Below are 17732 nucleotides of genomic sequence, written 5' to 3' on the forward strand. Positions count from 1 at the left end.
AAATACAAAAAAGCGATGTTACTCAACAAAAGAATTTCGATAGGATATTTTGTCCGTCAGATTAAGTACCAGATCATATTGATTGTATTTTTTGCTTTTTTTATAGGTTTTTTGGATGATATATCTCTATTTAAAAAAATATCTATTCCATTAATTATCCCCGCATTGCTGGGAACGGCAGTGTCATTACTTCTGGCATTCAGAACAGCACAGTCATATGAAAGATGGTGGGAGGCAAGAACCGTATGGGGCGCTATCGTCAATGATTCAAGATCTTTTATAAGATTAGTAAGACAGTTTGTTCCTGAACTACCCGAGGAGAGCAGGCTAGTTGCAGAAAGACAGATTGTGTGGGTGTATGCCTTGGGTGAAGCATTGAGAAAACAGGTATTTTCAGATAAAGTGAAGAATTATCTGCAGTCCCATAACATTACAGGAACAAATATTCCTAATGCAATTTTGGATAAGCATTCCGAACAGATTAGAAAAATTGCTGCGGAAGGTCATATTTCTGATTTTAAAGAAGTTCAGTTAAATGAGGTTCTTATGAGATTATGCGACAGCATGGGAAAATGCGAGCGATTGAAAAATACAGTATTTCCAAGAGCTTACAGTATCCTGCTGCATACATTGATTTATGTTTTTGCTTTTTTATTGCCTTTTGGTTTGGAAGATTCTCAGTTGACTGTCGAAATAGTCACTACTATTATTGTCCCTATTATATTTATTACGATAGAGAAAACAGCTATTATCATGCAGGATCCTTTTGAGAATACTCCTGTTGATACACCAATGACAGCTTTGGCTCAGACGATTGAAATCAACCTACTTCAAATGATTGGTGAGAAAAATATTCCCGCTAAAAAAGAGAATGATTCCTATTTTGAAATGTAGTTTGGATATAAGATAACATCTAGAAATTATGAATAACGATAATAAAAATCTTTCAGCCTCATCAAAGCACAAAAAAAATCTATTGATTGTACTGTGCTTAAGTGGCACATATATGATTGCAGAGGTAATAGGAGGTATTACAACAAAGAGTCTCGCGTTGTTAGCTGACGCAGCACACATGTTGACAGATGTGGTAGGGCTATTTTTAGCATTCGTTGCTATCAAGATAGGTGAAAGAAAAGCAACTTCTCAGAAAACTTTTGGTTACTATAGAACAGAAATATTGGCTGCCGTTATTAATGCGGTTGTTTTATTAGGTATTTCTATATATGTTTTGTTTGAAGCATATCAGAGATTTAATAATCCTCCAGAGGTACAAAGTACTCCTATGTTGATTGTAGCTGGGATTGGTTTAGTGGTAAATATCATAGGGATCATAATTATCCGTAAAGATTCTTCCGAGAGTCTAAATATGAAGGGCGCTTATTTTGAAGTTCTTTCCGATGGATTAACATCGATAGGAGTAATGATTGCAGGAATAATAATGTTAACAACAGGTTGGTATTATGCTGATCCATTAATTTCTGCTGCAATAGGTCTTTTAATATTTCCAAGGACTTGGAAACTGTTGAAGGAGGCTATAAATGTTCTCTTAGAAGGTACACCAAATGATGTTAACATAGAAGATTTACGGAAATCCCTTGAATCCATAAATGGAGTCAAAAAAATACATGACCTGCATGTTTGGTCTCTTACTTCAGGATTTAATGCAATGAGCTCACATGTCATTGCTGAGCGTAGTGAGGATATGAATATTCTACTAAAAACACTTACAGAAAAAGCTACTACTGATTTTAAAATTTCACATACTACTTTTCAAATTGAAACAGAAGGACACAAAGAAGGCGAAGCACATCTTTAAAGATTTACAATATTAATAATCAAAAATATTGGAATATGGAAAACAGATTTGATGTCATAATTATTGGCTCTGGCCCACGTATTATCAATCACTTCAGGAAGCTTCCTTGGCGGTTCATGGGATCGCTATCCACATTTAACTTTAAAATAAATCTATTCTCGGTATGAAACCTAAAAGTCTTTTTAAGAGCAGCTATGCATTGCTTACCAGATTTTTTCTATTATTTATCATAATGTCTTTTTTACTAAGGCTGGGATTTGTATTGTCCTCATTTCCTAAGGCTGAGTTTTCTGCAGTAGCTTTTATTAGAGTATTTTTATTAGGACTTATATATGACATAGGGGTAGGTTTGTTTTTCATATTTCCATATAGCCTTTATTTGTTGATTTTGCCCCAACGATTGGTAGATTCTAGATTAAATAAAATCATTACCTACTTTTCTTTTTCTCTTGTTGTATTGATTCTGTTTTTTTCCTTTTTTGCTGAAATAACTTTTTGGCAGGAATTTGAAAGCCGGTTTAATTTTATCGCTGTAGACTATCTTATTTACACTTACGAAGTAATTAATAATATCAATGAGTCTTATCCCCTGCCAATATTAATTGCAGTGATGATAATTCTCACATTTTTTGTAATTTTTTTCTGTATCCGAAAAAAATATTTTTTTGATACTTTCAAAGGCACTACCAGATTTTTGTCAAGGCTGAAAATAACGGTTGGAATTTTTGTAGCAACTCTTGTTTATGCTTTCTTAGTCGAAAACAATTTTGCGGATTTGAGTACCAACCGCTATCAAAATGAATTGTCAAAATCAGGAATCTATTCATTCTTTTCTGCTTATAATAATAATGAAATTAATTACGATCATTTTTATCAACTTATGGATAATAAGGATGCTTTTAAGATTATTAAAAATGATTTGAAAGACAGCAGTTCTATATTTCTGCAGAACAGTTTCTCAATCGAAAGAAAAATTAAACCCACCACAGCAACTGTACAAAGACCTAATGTAATTATGATTACAATGGAAAGTTTCAGTGCAGATTTCATGAAAACTTTTGGAAATAATCAGGGTATAACTCCGGTATTGGATTCGCTTGCAAAAGAAAGTGTTTTATTTACAAATATGTATGCTACAGGTACGAGAACGGTTCGAGGAATGGAAGCTCTTTCTCTTGCAATACCCCCTACACCAGGTAATAGTATCGTCAGACGAAAAAATAATGACCAGCTGACAACAATAGGATCAATTTTCAGTCAGCAGGGTTATGATACAAGTTTTTTTTATGGAGGGGACGGATATTTTGATAATATGAACAAGTATTTTGGGAATAACGGATATAACATTATTGATAGAAACAGAAATGCATTTGCAAAGGAAAACTATCTTGCGCCAAGAACTTCAATCGATGATAGAAATATTACTTTCGAAAACGCATGGGGTATATGTGACGAGGATCTTTACAATGAGGTAATCAGAAAATCAGATCAGCAATATAAAAGTGGCAAACCCTTCTACGACTTTGTTATGACTACGTCAAATCACCGACCGTTCACCTATCCGGATGGAAAAATTGATATTCCCTCTGGTTCAGGAAGAGAAGGAGCAGTTAAATATACAGATTATGCAATAGGAGCATTTCTGAAAAAGATAAAAAATAAGCCATGGTATAAAAATACTGTTATTGTTATTGTTGCAGACCACTGTGCCAGCAGCGCTGGGAAAAATGAAATTGATATATCAAAATACCATATTCCCGCGATGATTGTAAATCTTCAAGACAAGCAGTCTTTGAAAATCGATAAAATGTGTTCTCAAATTGATTTGTATCCTACTTTATTTAACTTTTTAGGATGGAAATATACAAGCAATCTGTATGGAAAAAATGTACTTAGCGACAACTATATTCCCAGAATATTTGTTGGGACTTACCAAAAACTTGCCTATATGGAGAATGATGATCTCGTCATCCTTTCACCCCAACAAAAAGTTGAGACTTTTAAATATATACAAGGAAAAAACGATCAGATTGCTGTATTACCTAAGCCGGAAATAGTAAGAAGGGCAATTGCGAATTATCAAACAGCCTATTACCTTTATAAAAATAATGGTTTGAAGCAGAATCAAAAAAAATAATTGATATGAATATGGATCTCCGCTTTGAGTTAATTATTGCAGCTAAACTCTTTTTGTCAATAGTATTAGGTTGTATTATAGGTTTTGAGAGGGAAACATCCCATAAAGATGCGGGAATCAGAACTTTTGGTGCAATTACCTTGGCTTCGTGTCTGTTTGTTGCAATTGCATCTCACCTTACAGATGATAAATCTGCTATTGCACGAATGCTCGCTGCGATAGCAACGGGACTCGGCTTTATCGGCGCAGGTTTGAGCTTTAAGGATAAAGGCAACGGTCTTATGGGGCTAACAACGTCATCTGCCTTATGGGCTACGGCTGCAGTCGGCTCTGCAGTTGCTCTCAATATGTATGTACTGGCCATATTTTCTACCGTTTTAATTTACATATTATTATCTCTTAATAAATTCACATGGTTTAGAAAGATAATAAAAAGTAATATTTCAAACAAAAGTAATCATGATGAAGGAAACAACGTTTAGCTTACTTTAAGATTTAAAAATGTAAACATTTAATCAAAATATTATGGAACACATTCACAAGTATGACGCAGAGGGCAAACAGCTCTGCTGCTCTGCACAAGAGGAAAAGATTGATAAAAAGGCTGATAATCTCCTGAAAAAATCGAAACATACAGCGAACGACGGGCATGATCATGATCATAGCGATGAAGACGGACACGACCACGGAAGCACGGATAAAACTATTTTTCAAATGTTTTTACCATCAGTAATATCACTTGTGCTTCTATTAACGGGAATTGTATTTGATAATTACGTTAAAATTGAATGGTTTGATGGATGGATTAGGACAATATGGTATGTGGCTGCTTATGCTCCTGTTGGCCTTCCTGTTATAAAAGAAGCTATTGAAAGTATCGTAAAAGGTGATGTTTTTTCGGAATTTTTACTGATGACCATTGCTACTGTCGGCGCATTTGTTATCGCAGAATATCCTGAAGGTGTTGCTGTAATGTTGTTCTATGCTGTAGGAGAGACCTTTCAAACTCTCGCAGTTACAAGGGCTAAGAGTAATATTAAAGCTTTACTTGACCAGCGACCAGATGAGGTTACAATTTTGGAGAATAATATTCCTAAAACTATAAAAGCTGCACAAGCTAAAATAGGAGAGATTATTCAATTGAAACCTGGTGAAAAATTAGCGTTGGACGGTGAATTGCTAAGTGATTCGGCATCCTTCAACACCGCTGCTTTAACAGGCGAAAGTAAACCAGATACGAAAAGCAAAGGGGAGTCAGTTTTAGCAGGAATGATCAATCTGACGAGCGTCGCACAAGTAAAGATCACTACTGCTTACGAAGACAGTAAATTAAGTAAGATTTTGGAATTGGTACAGAATGCCACATCACAAAAAGCCCCTACAGAACTTTTTATCAGAAAATTTGCTCGTATATATACACCTATAGTCGTCTTATTGGCAATTTTAATCTGCGTTGTACCATATTTCATTGTTGATGATTATGTATTTAGAGATTGGTTGTATCGTGCGCTGGTATTTTTAGTGATCTCATGCCCTTGTGCATTGGTAATATCGATTCCTTTAGGATATTTCGGAGGGATTGGTGCCGCAAGCAGAAATGGGATTTTATTTAAAGGAAGTAATTTTCTCGATAAAATTGCTGAGATACAAAACGTTGTAATGGACAAAACCGGAACAATGACTGAAGGTGTTTTTAAAGTTCAGGAAGTTAAAATTGAACCAGGTTTTGACCAGGATGAAATTCTTAAACTTGTAAATACGCTGGAGAGTAAGTCAACGCATCCTGTCGCAACCGCTATTCATGAGTATGTTGGAGAAATTGATAATTCTATCAATCTTGATAATACTGAAGAAATTGCAGGTCACGGTCTTAAAGCGACTGTGAACGGAAAAGATTTGCTGGTGGGTAATTTTAAGCTAATGGATAAATTCAATATTAAATATGATATTGACCCTTCCACAATTATTTATACTATCATCGCAATAGCATATGAAGGAAAATTTGCTGGCCTTATTACTATTGCAGACAGTATAAAAGAAGATGCAGGGATTACAATCAAAAAACTTCATAATCTTAATGTTAAGGTGACTATGCTCAGTGGGGATAAAAGTAGTGTGGTTAAATATGTTGCGGACGAGATAGGAATTGATAATGCTTTTGGTGATTTACTTCCAGAAGACAAAGTCAATAAAGTTAAAGAGATTAAAGCAAGAAAAGAGAGCGTCGCATTTGTTGGTGACGGGGTAAATGATGCACCAGTGGTTGCATTGAGTGACGTAGGAATTGCTATGGGTGGATTAGGAAGTGATGCGACTATTGAAACAGCCGATGTCGTAATTCAGGATGATAAACCTTCAAAAATTCCCATGGCAATCAATATCGGTAAAAAAACAAAAAAGATTGTTTGGCAGAATATCATCCTAGCATTTGTAGTGAAAGCAATTGTGCTTATTCTTGGAGCTGGTGGTTTAGCAACCATGTGGGAAGCTGTTTTTGCTGATGTAGGAGTTTCACTTATTGCTATTCTGAATGCCGTAAGAATTCAGAAAATGAAATTTGAATAATTACTTTTCAGATTTTTTTAAACATTGCAATTCAATAAATAAAATGAAGTTTTTAAAGCAACCTCCAATATCTAACTAATCTTTAAATCAATATAATTCTATTGTTTTTATTCCGGTTTTATATCGGAACATCAATAACTATGTTCGAAAATAACCACTGAATTAAATCAAAATGCATATTCCCATGACAAATTTTTTCAAAAAATATATGCTCATAATATTGATGCAGATTTGTTGTTTAGCCTCAGCACAAGACAGTCTGAAGTTAAATACTCTAGATTACTATGATTCTTTAGAAGTATCTGATCTGAAACATCATCAATTAAGTTACAAGAAATTAATTATCCCGGCAAGCTTGATTACAGTCGGTGCCATCAGTTTTGTTGTTCCTGAGATGAAAGAAATAGATCGTGATGTTAGGGGAGAAGTGAATGAACATAATTTGTCCAATTCAAAGCTGGATAATTATACACAGTACGTCCCTGCTGCAATGGTGTATGCCTTGAATATAGCAGGAATGAAGGGTAAACATAATTTTAAAGAAAGAACAATTATTTTTGCAACCAGCCAGGCTTTGACAGCGGCTATTGTACTTCCAAGTAAGAAATTAATCGGAGAAGAACGACCTGATAAATCCAATAATATGTCGTTTCCTTCGGGACATGCTGCTGTTGCCTTTTCGACTGCCCACTTTTTATTCCGTGAATATAAGGACACCAATTACTGGCTTGGAATATCGGGATATTCATTTGCGGTTTTTACAAGTGTATACCGGGTAATTAATAACAAACATTGGGTAACTGATGTATTTGCAGGCGCTGGAGTTGGGATATTGTCAACAGAAATAGCTTATTGGTTATATCCCAAAATCAATTCTTTGTTTAACATCAGCAAGGGTAAGTCTGCTTCTATGATTTCGCCATTTTATCAAAAATTTGATAAAACGAATATAATGGGGCTAAACTATCAATTGTCCTTTTAAAAGTAATGTAATGAGTTTTAAAAAGAAAAGCAATACGTAATAGTAAACATAGGGTTTCATCCAAGGATATCTTTTATCTAATCTGTTGTGCCCTTTTTTTTCTTTTGCTAATAATACATCAGACTTATAAATTTAGTATTAAGTATACAAAAATTCATCCCAGACCATCTAACCATCAAACACACTCTAAATAATTAAAATACAATGTATCATTTTCTGAATAAAAATTAAGTATTCTCCAAACAATATTCTCCAAACAATATTTTCCAAACAAAAATTCATTCAAACAACTTTTATAAACCTTTTATTTTTTAACATTAGCATGAAAAAATTATTACTAAATCTTTTGACGGGCTTTGTATTTTGTACAATCTCTGCACAAGCACCAACGAATTATTATGACGGAACAGCAGGTCTTTCTGGAGCAACCCTAAAATCAAAACTTAAAACAATAATTACCAATGGGCACCAAGACAAAGGGTATGCAGGATTATTAAATGCATTTCAAACTACAGACCGAGATTATTTTTATGAAAACGACGGAACTGTAATGGATATGTATTCAGAAAATCCACTTGGATCAGATCCATACAACTATAACCACGGTTCTAACCAGTGTGGTAATTACAGCAGTGAAGGCGATTGTTATAATAGGGAGCATGTAGTACCACAAAGCTTATTTAACCAAAACTTACCAATGAGATCAGATGTCCATTTTGTGACACCAACTGATGGCAAGGTAAACGGAATGCGATCAAATTACCCATTTGGAAAAGTAGGAACGGTTTCCTTTACTTCATTAAATGGTTCAAAATTAGGAAGTTCGGCTTCCGCGGGCTACGCAGGTACTGTTTTTGAACCAATAGATGAATTTAAGGGAGATATTGCAAGAATGATTTTATATTTTGTAACAAGATATGAAACACAACTTTCTGGTTTCAGCAGTGGAAACATTTTAGGCTCTTCGGCATTTCCAGGTCTTCAAACTTGGGAACTCAAACAATTACTTGCGTGGAATGATGGAGATCCAGTCTCAGCTTTTGAAATAGCACGAAATAATGCAGCTTTCACATATCAGGGAAATAGGAATCCATATATAGACCGCCCTGAATTTGTTGCGCTGATTTGGGGAGCTTTTATGGCTGTAGATGATGTTTCAATATCTAAAAATCTAACCATTGTGCCAAATCCAGTTAGAGGAAATGTTTTAAGAGTAACTGGCGAAAAAGATTTGAAAAAATTTAAAATTGCATTAATTATTAATTCTGCTGGACAAAATGTTCAAACAATTGAAAAACCATTCGAGAATGGGAATACAGTTAATTTGAAAAGTCTACCAAAAGGAGTTTATTTTCTTAAATTAGATAATAGCAATACAAAATTTATTATAGAAGATTAAAAAAGCAAAAGGAAGTGACCTAAAAGTCAGATACACCTTCTGAGAATCAAATATTCATATACTCCTCCTGTATTGGGGTAAGAATAGAACCAGCAAAAATTGAGGCTGTCCAAACTTTTCGGACAGCCTCTTTGCTTTTTTAATCTAGTAATTAATTGTATGCCTCGCCAAAAAAAGTTTGGACAGAATTATACCTTCGTTTCTTACACTATAAAAATCTTCCATTAGATTACTCTGAGTAGAACACTTTTAAAATTTTTGGAATATGACTATGTGTTAAATAAGATAAAAGTTCAAAAACCGAAATCCAGATTAAATATTACAATAAAATTAGATTAATATAAACAAATTGTTAGATTAGTCTAACAATTTGTTTATATTTGAAAAAAAAATAATCGTGAGTAAAAGATATTTATCTGTTGTTGTACTTTGCTATCTTGTTTTTATTATCGTGCAGGCTTGTGATAACCTCCATCCGGAAGCAATAGACGAAGGCGAATTATTAGACGGTCCGATTGAGGGTTTGTCCTACGCTGAAAACCAGCAATTTTTGAAAGGAGATATTGCTTTTAATGATGAAATTTTCACAGTTGAAAAAGGGCTTGGGCCTACATTTGTAGCAACAAGTTGCGGCAGTTGCCATGCCGGTGACGGAAAGGGCACGCCTTTTTCTACGCTGACTCGTTTTGGTCAGGTTGACGAAACGGGTAATTTATTTTTACATTTAGGTGGTCCCCAATTACAGAATAGAGCGATACCGGGTTATACTCCGGAGACAATTCCTTTCGGAGCGACATTTTCCAAATTTACTCCGCCTGCAAATACAGGATTGGGTTTTATTGAATTGGTGTCCGATACAGATATCTTGGCAATGGCTGATCCTTTTGATGCAGATAATGATGGGATTTCAGGAGTTCCAAATTACATAGTGCTTCCAGCATATCAAGCGCCATTTCCTTTTGCGATCCCAAAAGGAGGGAAGTATATCGGACGATTTGGTAAAAAAGCATCCACATACAGTTTACATCAACAGACTGTTAATGCCTATAATCAAGATATGGGCATTGCTTCAACATTTAATCCTCAAGATGTTTATTCAGGAATGAACATTGACCCAGAGGTCTCTGACAAAACCATTGCAGATGTCGTATTTTATCTGCGTACATTAAAAACGCCGATTCAACGAGATCCAGAAAACAATAGTGTTAAGCAGGGGCAGGCTCTATTTACCCAAATAAGTTGCATTAAATGCCATGTCTCGGAATTAAAAACTTCATCATCTTCAATTTCAGCATTATCAAATAAAAAGTTTTACCCATACACAGATCTATTGCTTCATGATATGGGCAATGCTTTGGATGATGGATATACAGAAGGATCTGCAAAGACCTATGAATGGCGTACTCCTGCATTGTGGGGACTGGGTTTATCACCAAAATCACAAGGGGGGCAATATTTCCTAATGCATGATGGTAGAGCAAAAAGTATAGAGGAAGCTATACAACTGCATGGTGGAGAAGCTACAAATAGCAAAAATAAATACATGCAGTTATTATCTCAGGAGAAAGAAGCTATTATTAAATTTTTAAAATCATTATAAAAGTGGATAGACTTGAATTTATAAAAAAATGTGGTTTTGCCTGTTTGGGGATTACAGCACTTCCTATCGTTCTTTCAGGGTGTATAAGCAATAAAATAGTTGCTGGAACAATTGAAGAAGATTACATTATATTGCCTTTGGTAGATTTTGTGGAAGCAAAATATCCAGATAAAAAACGTTCTTATGTCATCATTCAAAATGATATCCTGAAATATCCTATCTGCGTATTTCGTTTTTCAGAAACCCAATACGAGGCATTATGGATGCAATGTAGCCATCAGGGAAGCCAATTGCAAGTGTTTGGAGACAAGCTCCAATGTCCTGCACACGGTAGCGAATTTACCAATAAAGGGCATGTACAAAACGGTCCTGCTGATAGGGCACTAAGAAAACTTCCGCTGTACATAGAATCCGATTTTTTGAAAATTTCTTTAAAGAAACCCGTATGAAAAAAATCCTCTACCTTACTGTATTTTTAATATTTCAAACAACCATAGCACAGGTCGATACTGAGCTATTAAAAAGAATTCCTATAGACAGCGCCCAATCTTTAAATATGGATGCTGTCTACACACGCCCTTTCTTAGGCCTAGGAAAAGTACCTGTCTCTATCGGAGGCTATGCAGAACTCAACTGGCAGCACATCAGTACCGACGGCGTATCAGAAGGACATCAATTTCAATTACGAAGAATGACACTTTTCGTATCTTCTTCAATTTCGTCCAAAATAAAATTTCTTAGTGAAATAGAATTGGAAGAAGGTGGTAAAGAGATTAATATTGAATTTGCTGCCATTGATGTGGAGCTTAATCCCCTGCTTAATTTGCGAGGAGGAATTATCATGAATCCAATTGGGGCTTTCAACCAAAATCATGATGGTCCGAAATGGGAATTTACTGATCGTCCTATATCAGCAACACAAATGTTGCCTGCAACATTTAGCAACGCCGGCTTTGGGTTATATGGAAAAATGTATAAAGCAGATTGGATGATTGGCTATGAAGCCTATCTTTCCGGAAATTTTGATAATTCAATTATTGATAATAGTCAGAACAAAACTTATTTGCCCGCTGCCAAAAGTAATCCCGAACGTTTTGAAGGAATCAATAGCGGCATCCCTCTTTTAACCGCCAAAATTGCTACAAGACATAAAAAAGCAGGAGAGATTGGAGTTTCTTATATGGGAGGTATTTACAATAAATTTCAGGATGATGGTCTCCAGATCGATGATAAGAGAAGAGTAAGAGTATTTGCATTGGATTATAATAATACACTTCCAAATTTGGGAACTTTTATTACTGCGGAATGGGCATGGGTAAAAGTAGATGTTCCTGAAACTTATACACAGCAATATGGGGATAGACAATATGGAGGATTTCTTGATATTGTGCAACCCATAGTTAAAAGAAAAATTCTAGGTTGGGAAAAAGCCGTTGTTAATGTTGCATGCCGTTTTGAATATATAGACTGGAATGTAGGCCACTTTAGAGAAAATAACAACAAAATTGGAGATGACCTATGGAGTGTAATGCCTGCAATTAGTTTAAGACCAAATGCACAGACTGTTTTTAGAATTAATTACAGATTTCAGAAACAAAGAGATGTTTTTGCAAATCCTTCATCAACTACGACAGGCTTCAGTTTTGGAATTTCTACCTATTTTTAATTTTTACTAAGAAATTGAAATATATATAGCTAAGCTGTTGAAAATATATTTTTATTTGTAAATTTGTTGTGTTGACAAATTTAAGAATATATACGAGTGTGATAACACTATTTTGTTTGGGTTTCTTTTTGATACCTATTCAAAGCTATGCCTGTTCCAAAAAATCAACAAGCACTGAAAAAAAGTCCTGCTCAGAAGAAAAATCTGATAAATTGCACGACAAAGACAGTTGCAAGCACAAGTCAGATAAAAAATGTAACGATGGTAACGACTGCGATGGCAATTGTAAACACAGCTCTTGCAGATGCAGTACTTCTTCATCTTTTGTCAGCTTATTAATACCAATTGATTTAAATATAACAGACCCTTTTGCTGAAAACAAAAAGCAAAAATTCGGGTTTGAACAAGCCTACTATTCTTTAGGCTACTCATCCATTTGGCAACCGCCTAAAATAAGCTAAAACGGAGGCTTTACAGCCAAAGTTATGTCTTGTCGAAAACCAAATCCGGTTTTCGCACCCCTTTTGTATTTCTAATTAAATTAAAAATTTTCAAAATGAAATCATTATCAAAAATAGTGATGGTAATTACCGTATTACTATCATCAATAAACAGTTTCGCACAAATCAAGAATGCGAAAACAGAAACCGTAAAAATTTACGGCAATTGCGGTATGTGTAAAGCCACTATCGAAAAAGCAGGCAACTTGAACAAGATAGCCAGTGTAGAATGGAATAAAGACACTAAAATGGCTACACTCACTTATGATAGCGGTAAGACCAATCAGGACGAAATATTGAAACGTATCGCTTTGGCAGGCTATGACAGCGAGAAGTTTTTAGCTCCAGATGATGTGTATGCCAAACTTTCAGGATGTTGTCAATACAGCAGGGAATTAAAGCCGGTCGCAAAATCTAATGACGCAGGTATGGATATGAAAAATCAACACGCAAATCACAACGAAATGGCAACAACAAAAACTACCGATGCCCAAAATTTACCACAATTGAAAACTGTTTTTGACAATTATTTTTCAGTGAAAGATGCTTTGGTAAAAACTGATGCAGGCACTTCATCCACAAAAGCTGCCGATTTAGTGAAAGCCATCAAAGCGGTAGAAATGGCAAAACTTTCTACCAAGGAGCATAGCGTTTGGATGAAAGTGATGAAAGACTTGACTGCAAATGCCGAAAAGATTGCTGCTTCAAAAAATGTTGCCCAACAAAGGGAAACATTCGTTTTGCTTTCTAATAATATGTATGAGTTGGCTAAGGTATCAAAGCAGGAGATTCCTGTATATTATCAGCATTGCCCAATGTATAATAACGGGAAAGGAGCAAATTGGCTGAGCAAGGAAGAAGCTGTTAAAAATCCATATTACGGTTCTCAAATGCTAACCTGTGGTAAGGTAGTAGAAATGATAAATTAAAAACAAAGGGTAGTTGAAAACTACCTTTTTAGTAATTATAAAATTGAAATTTCTAAAATGGTTATTCAAAAAAATATTTATAAAAAACTGTTGCCAATAGTAATATTACTATTGGCAACTCAAATAATTTACGCCCAAAAAGTAGTGCGATACGAGCTGTATGTAAAAGATACGCTTGTAAACTACGCAGGAAAAGAAAAAAGAGCCATTGCCGTAAACGGTCAAATACCGATGCCAACGCTCACATTTACAGAAGGCGATACTGCCGAGATTGTAGTGCATAACCAATTAAAGGAAAGCACATCATTACATTGGCACGGCGTATTTTTGCCCAACAAAGAAGATGGTGTGCCTTGGCTTACACAAAAGCCAATTGAAGCAGGTTCAAGTTACACCTATCGTTTCCCAATTATTCAAAACGGAACACATTGGTATCATTCCCATTCAGGTTTGCAGGAACAGATTGGTATGTACGGCAGTTTTGTAATGAAAAAGCGTAATGACGATAAAACCTTTAGAAAAGGGATAGATGATTTGCCTACCGTACCCATTATTTTAAGCGAATGGACAAATCTAAATCCAGATAACATTAACCGGATGCTGCATAATGCAAATGATTGGGCGGCTATCAAAAAAGGAGCAACACAATCTTATGCAGAAGCTATTAGAGAAGGGTATTTTAAAACAAAATTAACCAATGAATGGAAACGTATGTTGGCAATGGACGTAAGCGATGTTTATTATGATAAAATATTAATCAACGGTAATCATACTACCGATTTAAAAACCGTTGATGGAAAAACACTAAAAGCCGGAGATAAAGTAAGATTAAGGGTGTCAAACGGCGGAGCCTCATCCTATTTTTGGTTACGATATGCAGGAGGTAGAATTACAATGGTTGCCAATGATGGTAATGATATAGAGCCAGTAGAAGTTGATAGATTAATCATTGCAGTTTCCGAAACGTATGATATCGTAGTAACCATTCCTGATGATGGCGTTGCTTATGAGTTTTTAGCCACAACTGAAGACAGAACACAATCTGCAAGCTATTTTGTAGGTAACGGTATCAAGCAATTGATTTCTCCGCTCCCACGATTGAAATATTTTGAGGGAATGAAAATGATGAATTATATGATGAAGATGAATGGCGATTTGGATGATATGGGTATGAAAATGAGCCTTAACCAAATGGATATGAATGTAGTGATGTATCCCGAAATTACAGGAGAAGCAAAGCAAAAGCAAGACCATAGCCAGCACAATATGAATATGGATAATGACCCCAACCGTTACAATGCAAATGCTTTAGGAGAAATCAAAACACTGAATTATGCAATGCTACAATCGCCGAATAATACCTCACTACCCAAAGATGCTCCTGTTAAAGAATTAAAGTTTACCCTTACGGGAAATATGAACCGCTATGTGTGGAGTATGGATAATAAAATACTTTCTGAAACCGATAAAATTCCTGTAAAGAAAGGAGAAATTTTACGCATCACCATTTACAATAATTCGATGATGCGCCATCCAATGCATCTGCACGGTTTCGATTTTAGGGTAATAAATGGCAAGGGCGAAAAATCTCCCCTTAAAAATGTAGTGGATATAATGCCAATGGAAACGGATACCATTGAGTTTTTGGCAAACGCAGAAGGAGATTGGTTTTTCCACTGTCATATCCTCTATCATATGATGTCAGGGATGAACAGGGTTTTTGCAGTGGATGATTATCAAAATCCATATTTACCCAACAAAAAACAAGCATACAATAAATTGCAGAGAGAAAGCAATATGCCTCACTTTATGGCACAGAATGATTTTGCAACCAATGGAAATGATGGTGACGCGATGCTTCAGAACGCAAGATGGAATTTAGGTACAGAATGGCGTCTAGGTTATAATGATATGCACGGTTATGAAGTAGAAACACACTTAGGTAGATACATTGGTAAAATGCAATGGTTTATGCCATTCATCGGTTTTGATTGGCGTTACCGAAAAATGGGTATGGATGAGCACGAAACAAATTTATTTGGACAGAAAAATGAAAAAGATACACGCAGAGCTTTTAGTCTAGGTTTTATGTACACTTTGCCAATGTTGGTTAATTTTCAGGCAGAAGTATATCACGATGGCATTGTACGTCTGTCATTAATGCGTGAAGATATTCCTATCTCTAAGAGATTAAGAGCGGGCTTTATGGTAAATACTGATATGGAATATATGGCAGAACTTAGATATATCATTACCAAAAACATTGGTATCCGTACACATTATGATAGTGATATGGGTTTTGGTGTAGGAATGGCATTTACATACTAAATAGCAGTTGGAAAAATGAACTATTAAAATGTTTATAATAACAGAACCTTAATTATACTAATTCAAACAATGCATAGTTATTTTCAGAACAAATAACAGTTTTAAAAAAACTTCTAATCTGTGTGCATTGTTTGATTTAAAAAAACATCAATGTTTCGGAACTAAATGAATTGATTTCATAGTTAAATATTGCAAAATTAGAAACAGAATTATCGAGATTGATAGCTGAAGACTGTTTCTTAGTTTGAGTAAAAGAGATTTAGGTTGTATATAAGTAAATTAAGTATAGATATAAAAACAAAATATGTATTAGCGTTTTGATATCATTACTTTGTGATGTTTTTTATCTAGAGCTCTGAAAAATTGATAGTCTTTTAAGACAAGATCGTTTTTTTATACAAACATCTAAATTTTTACAATCAAAGCGACCTTGTTTTTTGCATAGAATGCAAAGAAACTTCTTAACTCGTTTTTTAAAATATAATAAGATTTCAAATTAACTGCAAAGCTAATTCGATTATCCTCTTATAATGTAAGGAATGATTTTGATATAAATCAGTTCAAATATAATTTCTACAATGGTCTGAGTTACAATTACCACTCCAACTAATTGATTATCGGGAGCAGGTAGAGAAAGTCCTAAAGGTAAAACAACTAATGAATTTCGCGTACTTGTAGAAAAAGCTATTGCCCTCGTTCCATAAAGATTTACCTTAAATATTTTGGATGATAGCATACCAATAAATGGCGCACATATGGCAAATGCAATATAAATAGGAATAACAGTTAAAATAGGTTCAGGATTATTGTAAAGTGATGAAATTTGAGACGCAGTAACAACAAAAAATGTCAACGCCATAAATGGAACAGGCAACCAGCTCGAAAAGTCCATTATTGTATTTCCTATTTTATTATTAGATTTCGAAGCGGTTTGCGTTAAAACTGATAATATAAAAGGTATAATTATCAAGTAAATAAAAGATTTGACAAAAGGAGTAACTTGAATTATGTTGATTATTTCTCTTCCCAAAAAAATCCATAGAAATAAGGGTAACAACAACATCTGAATGATAAATAATAAGGGTGTTGAAGCTAAGACAGATTGAGAATCACCTTTTCCTAAGTACGTAAATACAATTACATAATCTATACAAGGTGTTAAAAGAACTAAAAGAACGCCAACACTAATTAAAATTGTTACAGGAAATATGCTTATTAAAACCCAAACAAGTAATGGTATAAGTATGAAATTTCCAACTAAAAGAGCTTTAAAAAAAGAAGGATTTTGAAATGTTTTTTTTAGTTTCAAAAATGGTATCTGACAAAACATACTATAAAGCAAAATTCCAATAACTGGTTCAATTGTATGCTCAAGAATTTTGCTATTACCCCAATTCAGTCCAATAATAGCACTTATTAAAAGTGTGACTATATATATACCAATCTGTCTTTTTTCGAGTATTTCTTTAGTAATCATTAGTTATAGCAAATTTTTTTAGATTGAATACTAAAATCCAATTCTATTTTAATACCGTCAACAACTTTAGTTTTTAATTAAGTTTTACCTTTTCATCCACTGACAGATATTGCAAAAGTATAAAAATCAAAGCATTCTATTCAGTTTAGTAACTTTGTATGTTCCAAGGAATTTATATGCAAAAACTTTTTTTAGTTCTCTCCTCTCAATAATTATGATTTTCAGGTTGGCAATAACCGTTTCTTTTTCTTAATAATTTGCAGAATATTTTTTCTGATTTATTTTTTACTAATCTTGTTTTTGGTTGCACCGTTTAATATGATGATAACAAAT

General features: G+C 34.4%; 13 protein-coding genes. 12 read left to right on the forward strand and 1 reads right to left on the reverse strand.

Annotated features, from left to right (window positions below; all coding sequences use genetic code 11):
- Positions 1-15: 15 nt before the first annotated feature.
- The 12 genes from H9Q20_RS10660 (at position 16) to H9Q20_RS10715 (ending at position 15922) form a co-directional block, all read left to right on the forward strand.
- The gene (locus tag H9Q20_RS10660) at positions 16-894 is read left to right on the forward strand and encodes a bestrophin family protein (RefSeq protein WP_187477693.1); all 879 of its coding nucleotides are present in this window, start codon (positions 16-18) and stop codon (positions 892-894) included.
- A 28-nt stretch (positions 895-922) separates the two neighbouring features.
- On the forward strand, positions 923-1816 hold the full coding sequence (locus H9Q20_RS10665) for a cation diffusion facilitator family transporter (RefSeq protein ID WP_072996603.1): 894 nt from the start codon (positions 923-925) through the stop codon (positions 1814-1816).
- A gap of 163 nt (positions 1817-1979) precedes the next feature.
- A complete protein-coding gene (locus H9Q20_RS10670) occupies positions 1980-3953 on the forward strand; it encodes an LTA synthase family protein (protein ID WP_076553850.1) in 1974 nt (657 codons plus the stop codon).
- 5 nt (positions 3954-3958) lie between these two features.
- A complete protein-coding gene (locus tag H9Q20_RS10675) occupies positions 3959-4435 on the forward strand; it encodes an MgtC/SapB family protein (protein WP_084081246.1) in 477 nt (158 codons plus the stop codon).
- Positions 4436-4478: 43 nt separating this feature from the next.
- Entirely contained in the window at positions 4479-6518 is a 2040-nt protein-coding gene (locus H9Q20_RS10680) for a heavy metal translocating P-type ATPase (RefSeq protein ID WP_072996601.1), read from the forward strand.
- Positions 6519-6702: 184 nt separating this feature from the next.
- Positions 6703-7500 (forward strand): phosphatase PAP2 family protein, encoded by a 798-nt coding sequence (locus tag H9Q20_RS10685; protein WP_245795797.1) that lies wholly within the window; start codon positions 6703-6705, stop codon positions 7498-7500.
- Between the two features lie 322 nt (positions 7501-7822).
- Positions 7823-8899 (forward strand): endonuclease, encoded by a 1077-nt coding sequence (locus tag H9Q20_RS10690; protein ID WP_072996599.1) that lies wholly within the window; start codon positions 7823-7825, stop codon positions 8897-8899.
- Positions 8900-9296: 397 nt separating this feature from the next.
- On the forward strand, positions 9297-10499 hold the full coding sequence (locus tag H9Q20_RS10695) for a di-heme oxidoredictase family protein (RefSeq protein ID WP_187477694.1): 1203 nt from the start codon (positions 9297-9299) through the stop codon (positions 10497-10499).
- Between the two features lie 2 nt (positions 10500-10501).
- Complete coding sequence (locus H9Q20_RS10700; RefSeq protein WP_187477695.1) at positions 10502-10948, forward strand: ubiquinol-cytochrome c reductase iron-sulfur subunit; 447 nt, start codon at positions 10502-10504, stop codon at positions 10946-10948.
- Positions 10945-12165 carry a hypothetical protein gene (locus tag H9Q20_RS10705; RefSeq protein ID WP_072996596.1) on the forward strand — a complete coding sequence of 407 codons (1221 nt, stop codon included), beginning with the start codon at positions 10945-10947 and terminating at the stop codon, positions 12163-12165. Before H9Q20_RS10700 ends, H9Q20_RS10705 begins: the two co-directional genes overlap by 4 nt.
- A 556-nt stretch (positions 12166-12721) precedes the next feature.
- Positions 12722-13594 carry a DUF3347 domain-containing protein gene (locus tag H9Q20_RS10710; protein ID WP_072996594.1) on the forward strand — a complete coding sequence of 291 codons (873 nt, stop codon included), beginning with the start codon at positions 12722-12724 and terminating at the stop codon, positions 13592-13594.
- A gap of 57 nt (positions 13595-13651) precedes the next feature.
- Positions 13652-15922, forward strand: a complete 2271-nt coding sequence (locus H9Q20_RS10715) for a multicopper oxidase family protein (protein WP_187477696.1) — start codon at positions 13652-13654, stop codon at positions 15920-15922.
- Positions 15923-16439: 517 nt separating this feature from the next.
- Here H9Q20_RS10715 and H9Q20_RS10720 read toward each other — a convergent pair.
- On the reverse strand, positions 16440-17399 hold the full coding sequence (locus H9Q20_RS10720) for an arsenic resistance protein (protein ID WP_123870278.1): 960 nt from the start codon (positions 17397-17399) through the stop codon (positions 16440-16442).
- Between the last annotated feature and the right edge of the window lie 333 nt (positions 17400-17732).

The organism is Amniculibacterium sp. G2-70 (assembly GCF_014353055.1).
GTDB lineage: Bacteria > Bacteroidota > Bacteroidia > Flavobacteriales > Weeksellaceae > Amniculibacterium > Amniculibacterium aquaticum.

Bases quoted from the DNA above. Each gene is read 5' to 3' on its own strand.
- H9Q20_RS10660 (WP_187477693.1), top strand. From the start codon at position 16: ATGTTACTCAACAAAAGAATTTCGATAGGATATTTTGTCCGTCAGATT.
- H9Q20_RS10665 (WP_072996603.1), top strand. From the start codon at position 923: ATGAATAACGATAATAAAAATCTTTCAGCCTCATCAAAGCACAAAAAA.
- H9Q20_RS10670 (WP_076553850.1), top strand. From the start codon at position 1,980: ATGAAACCTAAAAGTCTTTTTAAGAGCAGCTATGCATTGCTTACCAGA.
- H9Q20_RS10675 (WP_084081246.1), top strand. From the start codon at position 3,959: ATGAATATGGATCTCCGCTTTGAGTTAATTATTGCAGCTAAACTCTTT.
- H9Q20_RS10680 (WP_072996601.1), top strand. From the start codon at position 4,479: ATGGAACACATTCACAAGTATGACGCAGAGGGCAAACAGCTCTGCTGC.
- H9Q20_RS10685 (WP_245795797.1), top strand. From the start codon at position 6,703: ATGACAAATTTTTTCAAAAAATATATGCTCATAATATTGATGCAGATT.
- H9Q20_RS10690 (WP_072996599.1), top strand. From the start codon at position 7,823: ATGAAAAAATTATTACTAAATCTTTTGACGGGCTTTGTATTTTGTACA.
- H9Q20_RS10705 (WP_072996596.1), top strand. From the start codon at position 10,945: ATGAAAAAAATCCTCTACCTTACTGTATTTTTAATATTTCAAACAACC.
- H9Q20_RS10710 (WP_072996594.1), top strand. From the start codon at position 12,722: ATGAAATCATTATCAAAAATAGTGATGGTAATTACCGTATTACTATCA.
- H9Q20_RS10715 (WP_187477696.1), top strand. From the start codon at position 13,652: ATGGTTATTCAAAAAAATATTTATAAAAAACTGTTGCCAATAGTAATA.
- H9Q20_RS10720 (WP_123870278.1), bottom strand. From the start codon at position 17,399: ATGATTACTAAAGAAATACTCGAAAAAAGACAGATTGGTATATATATA.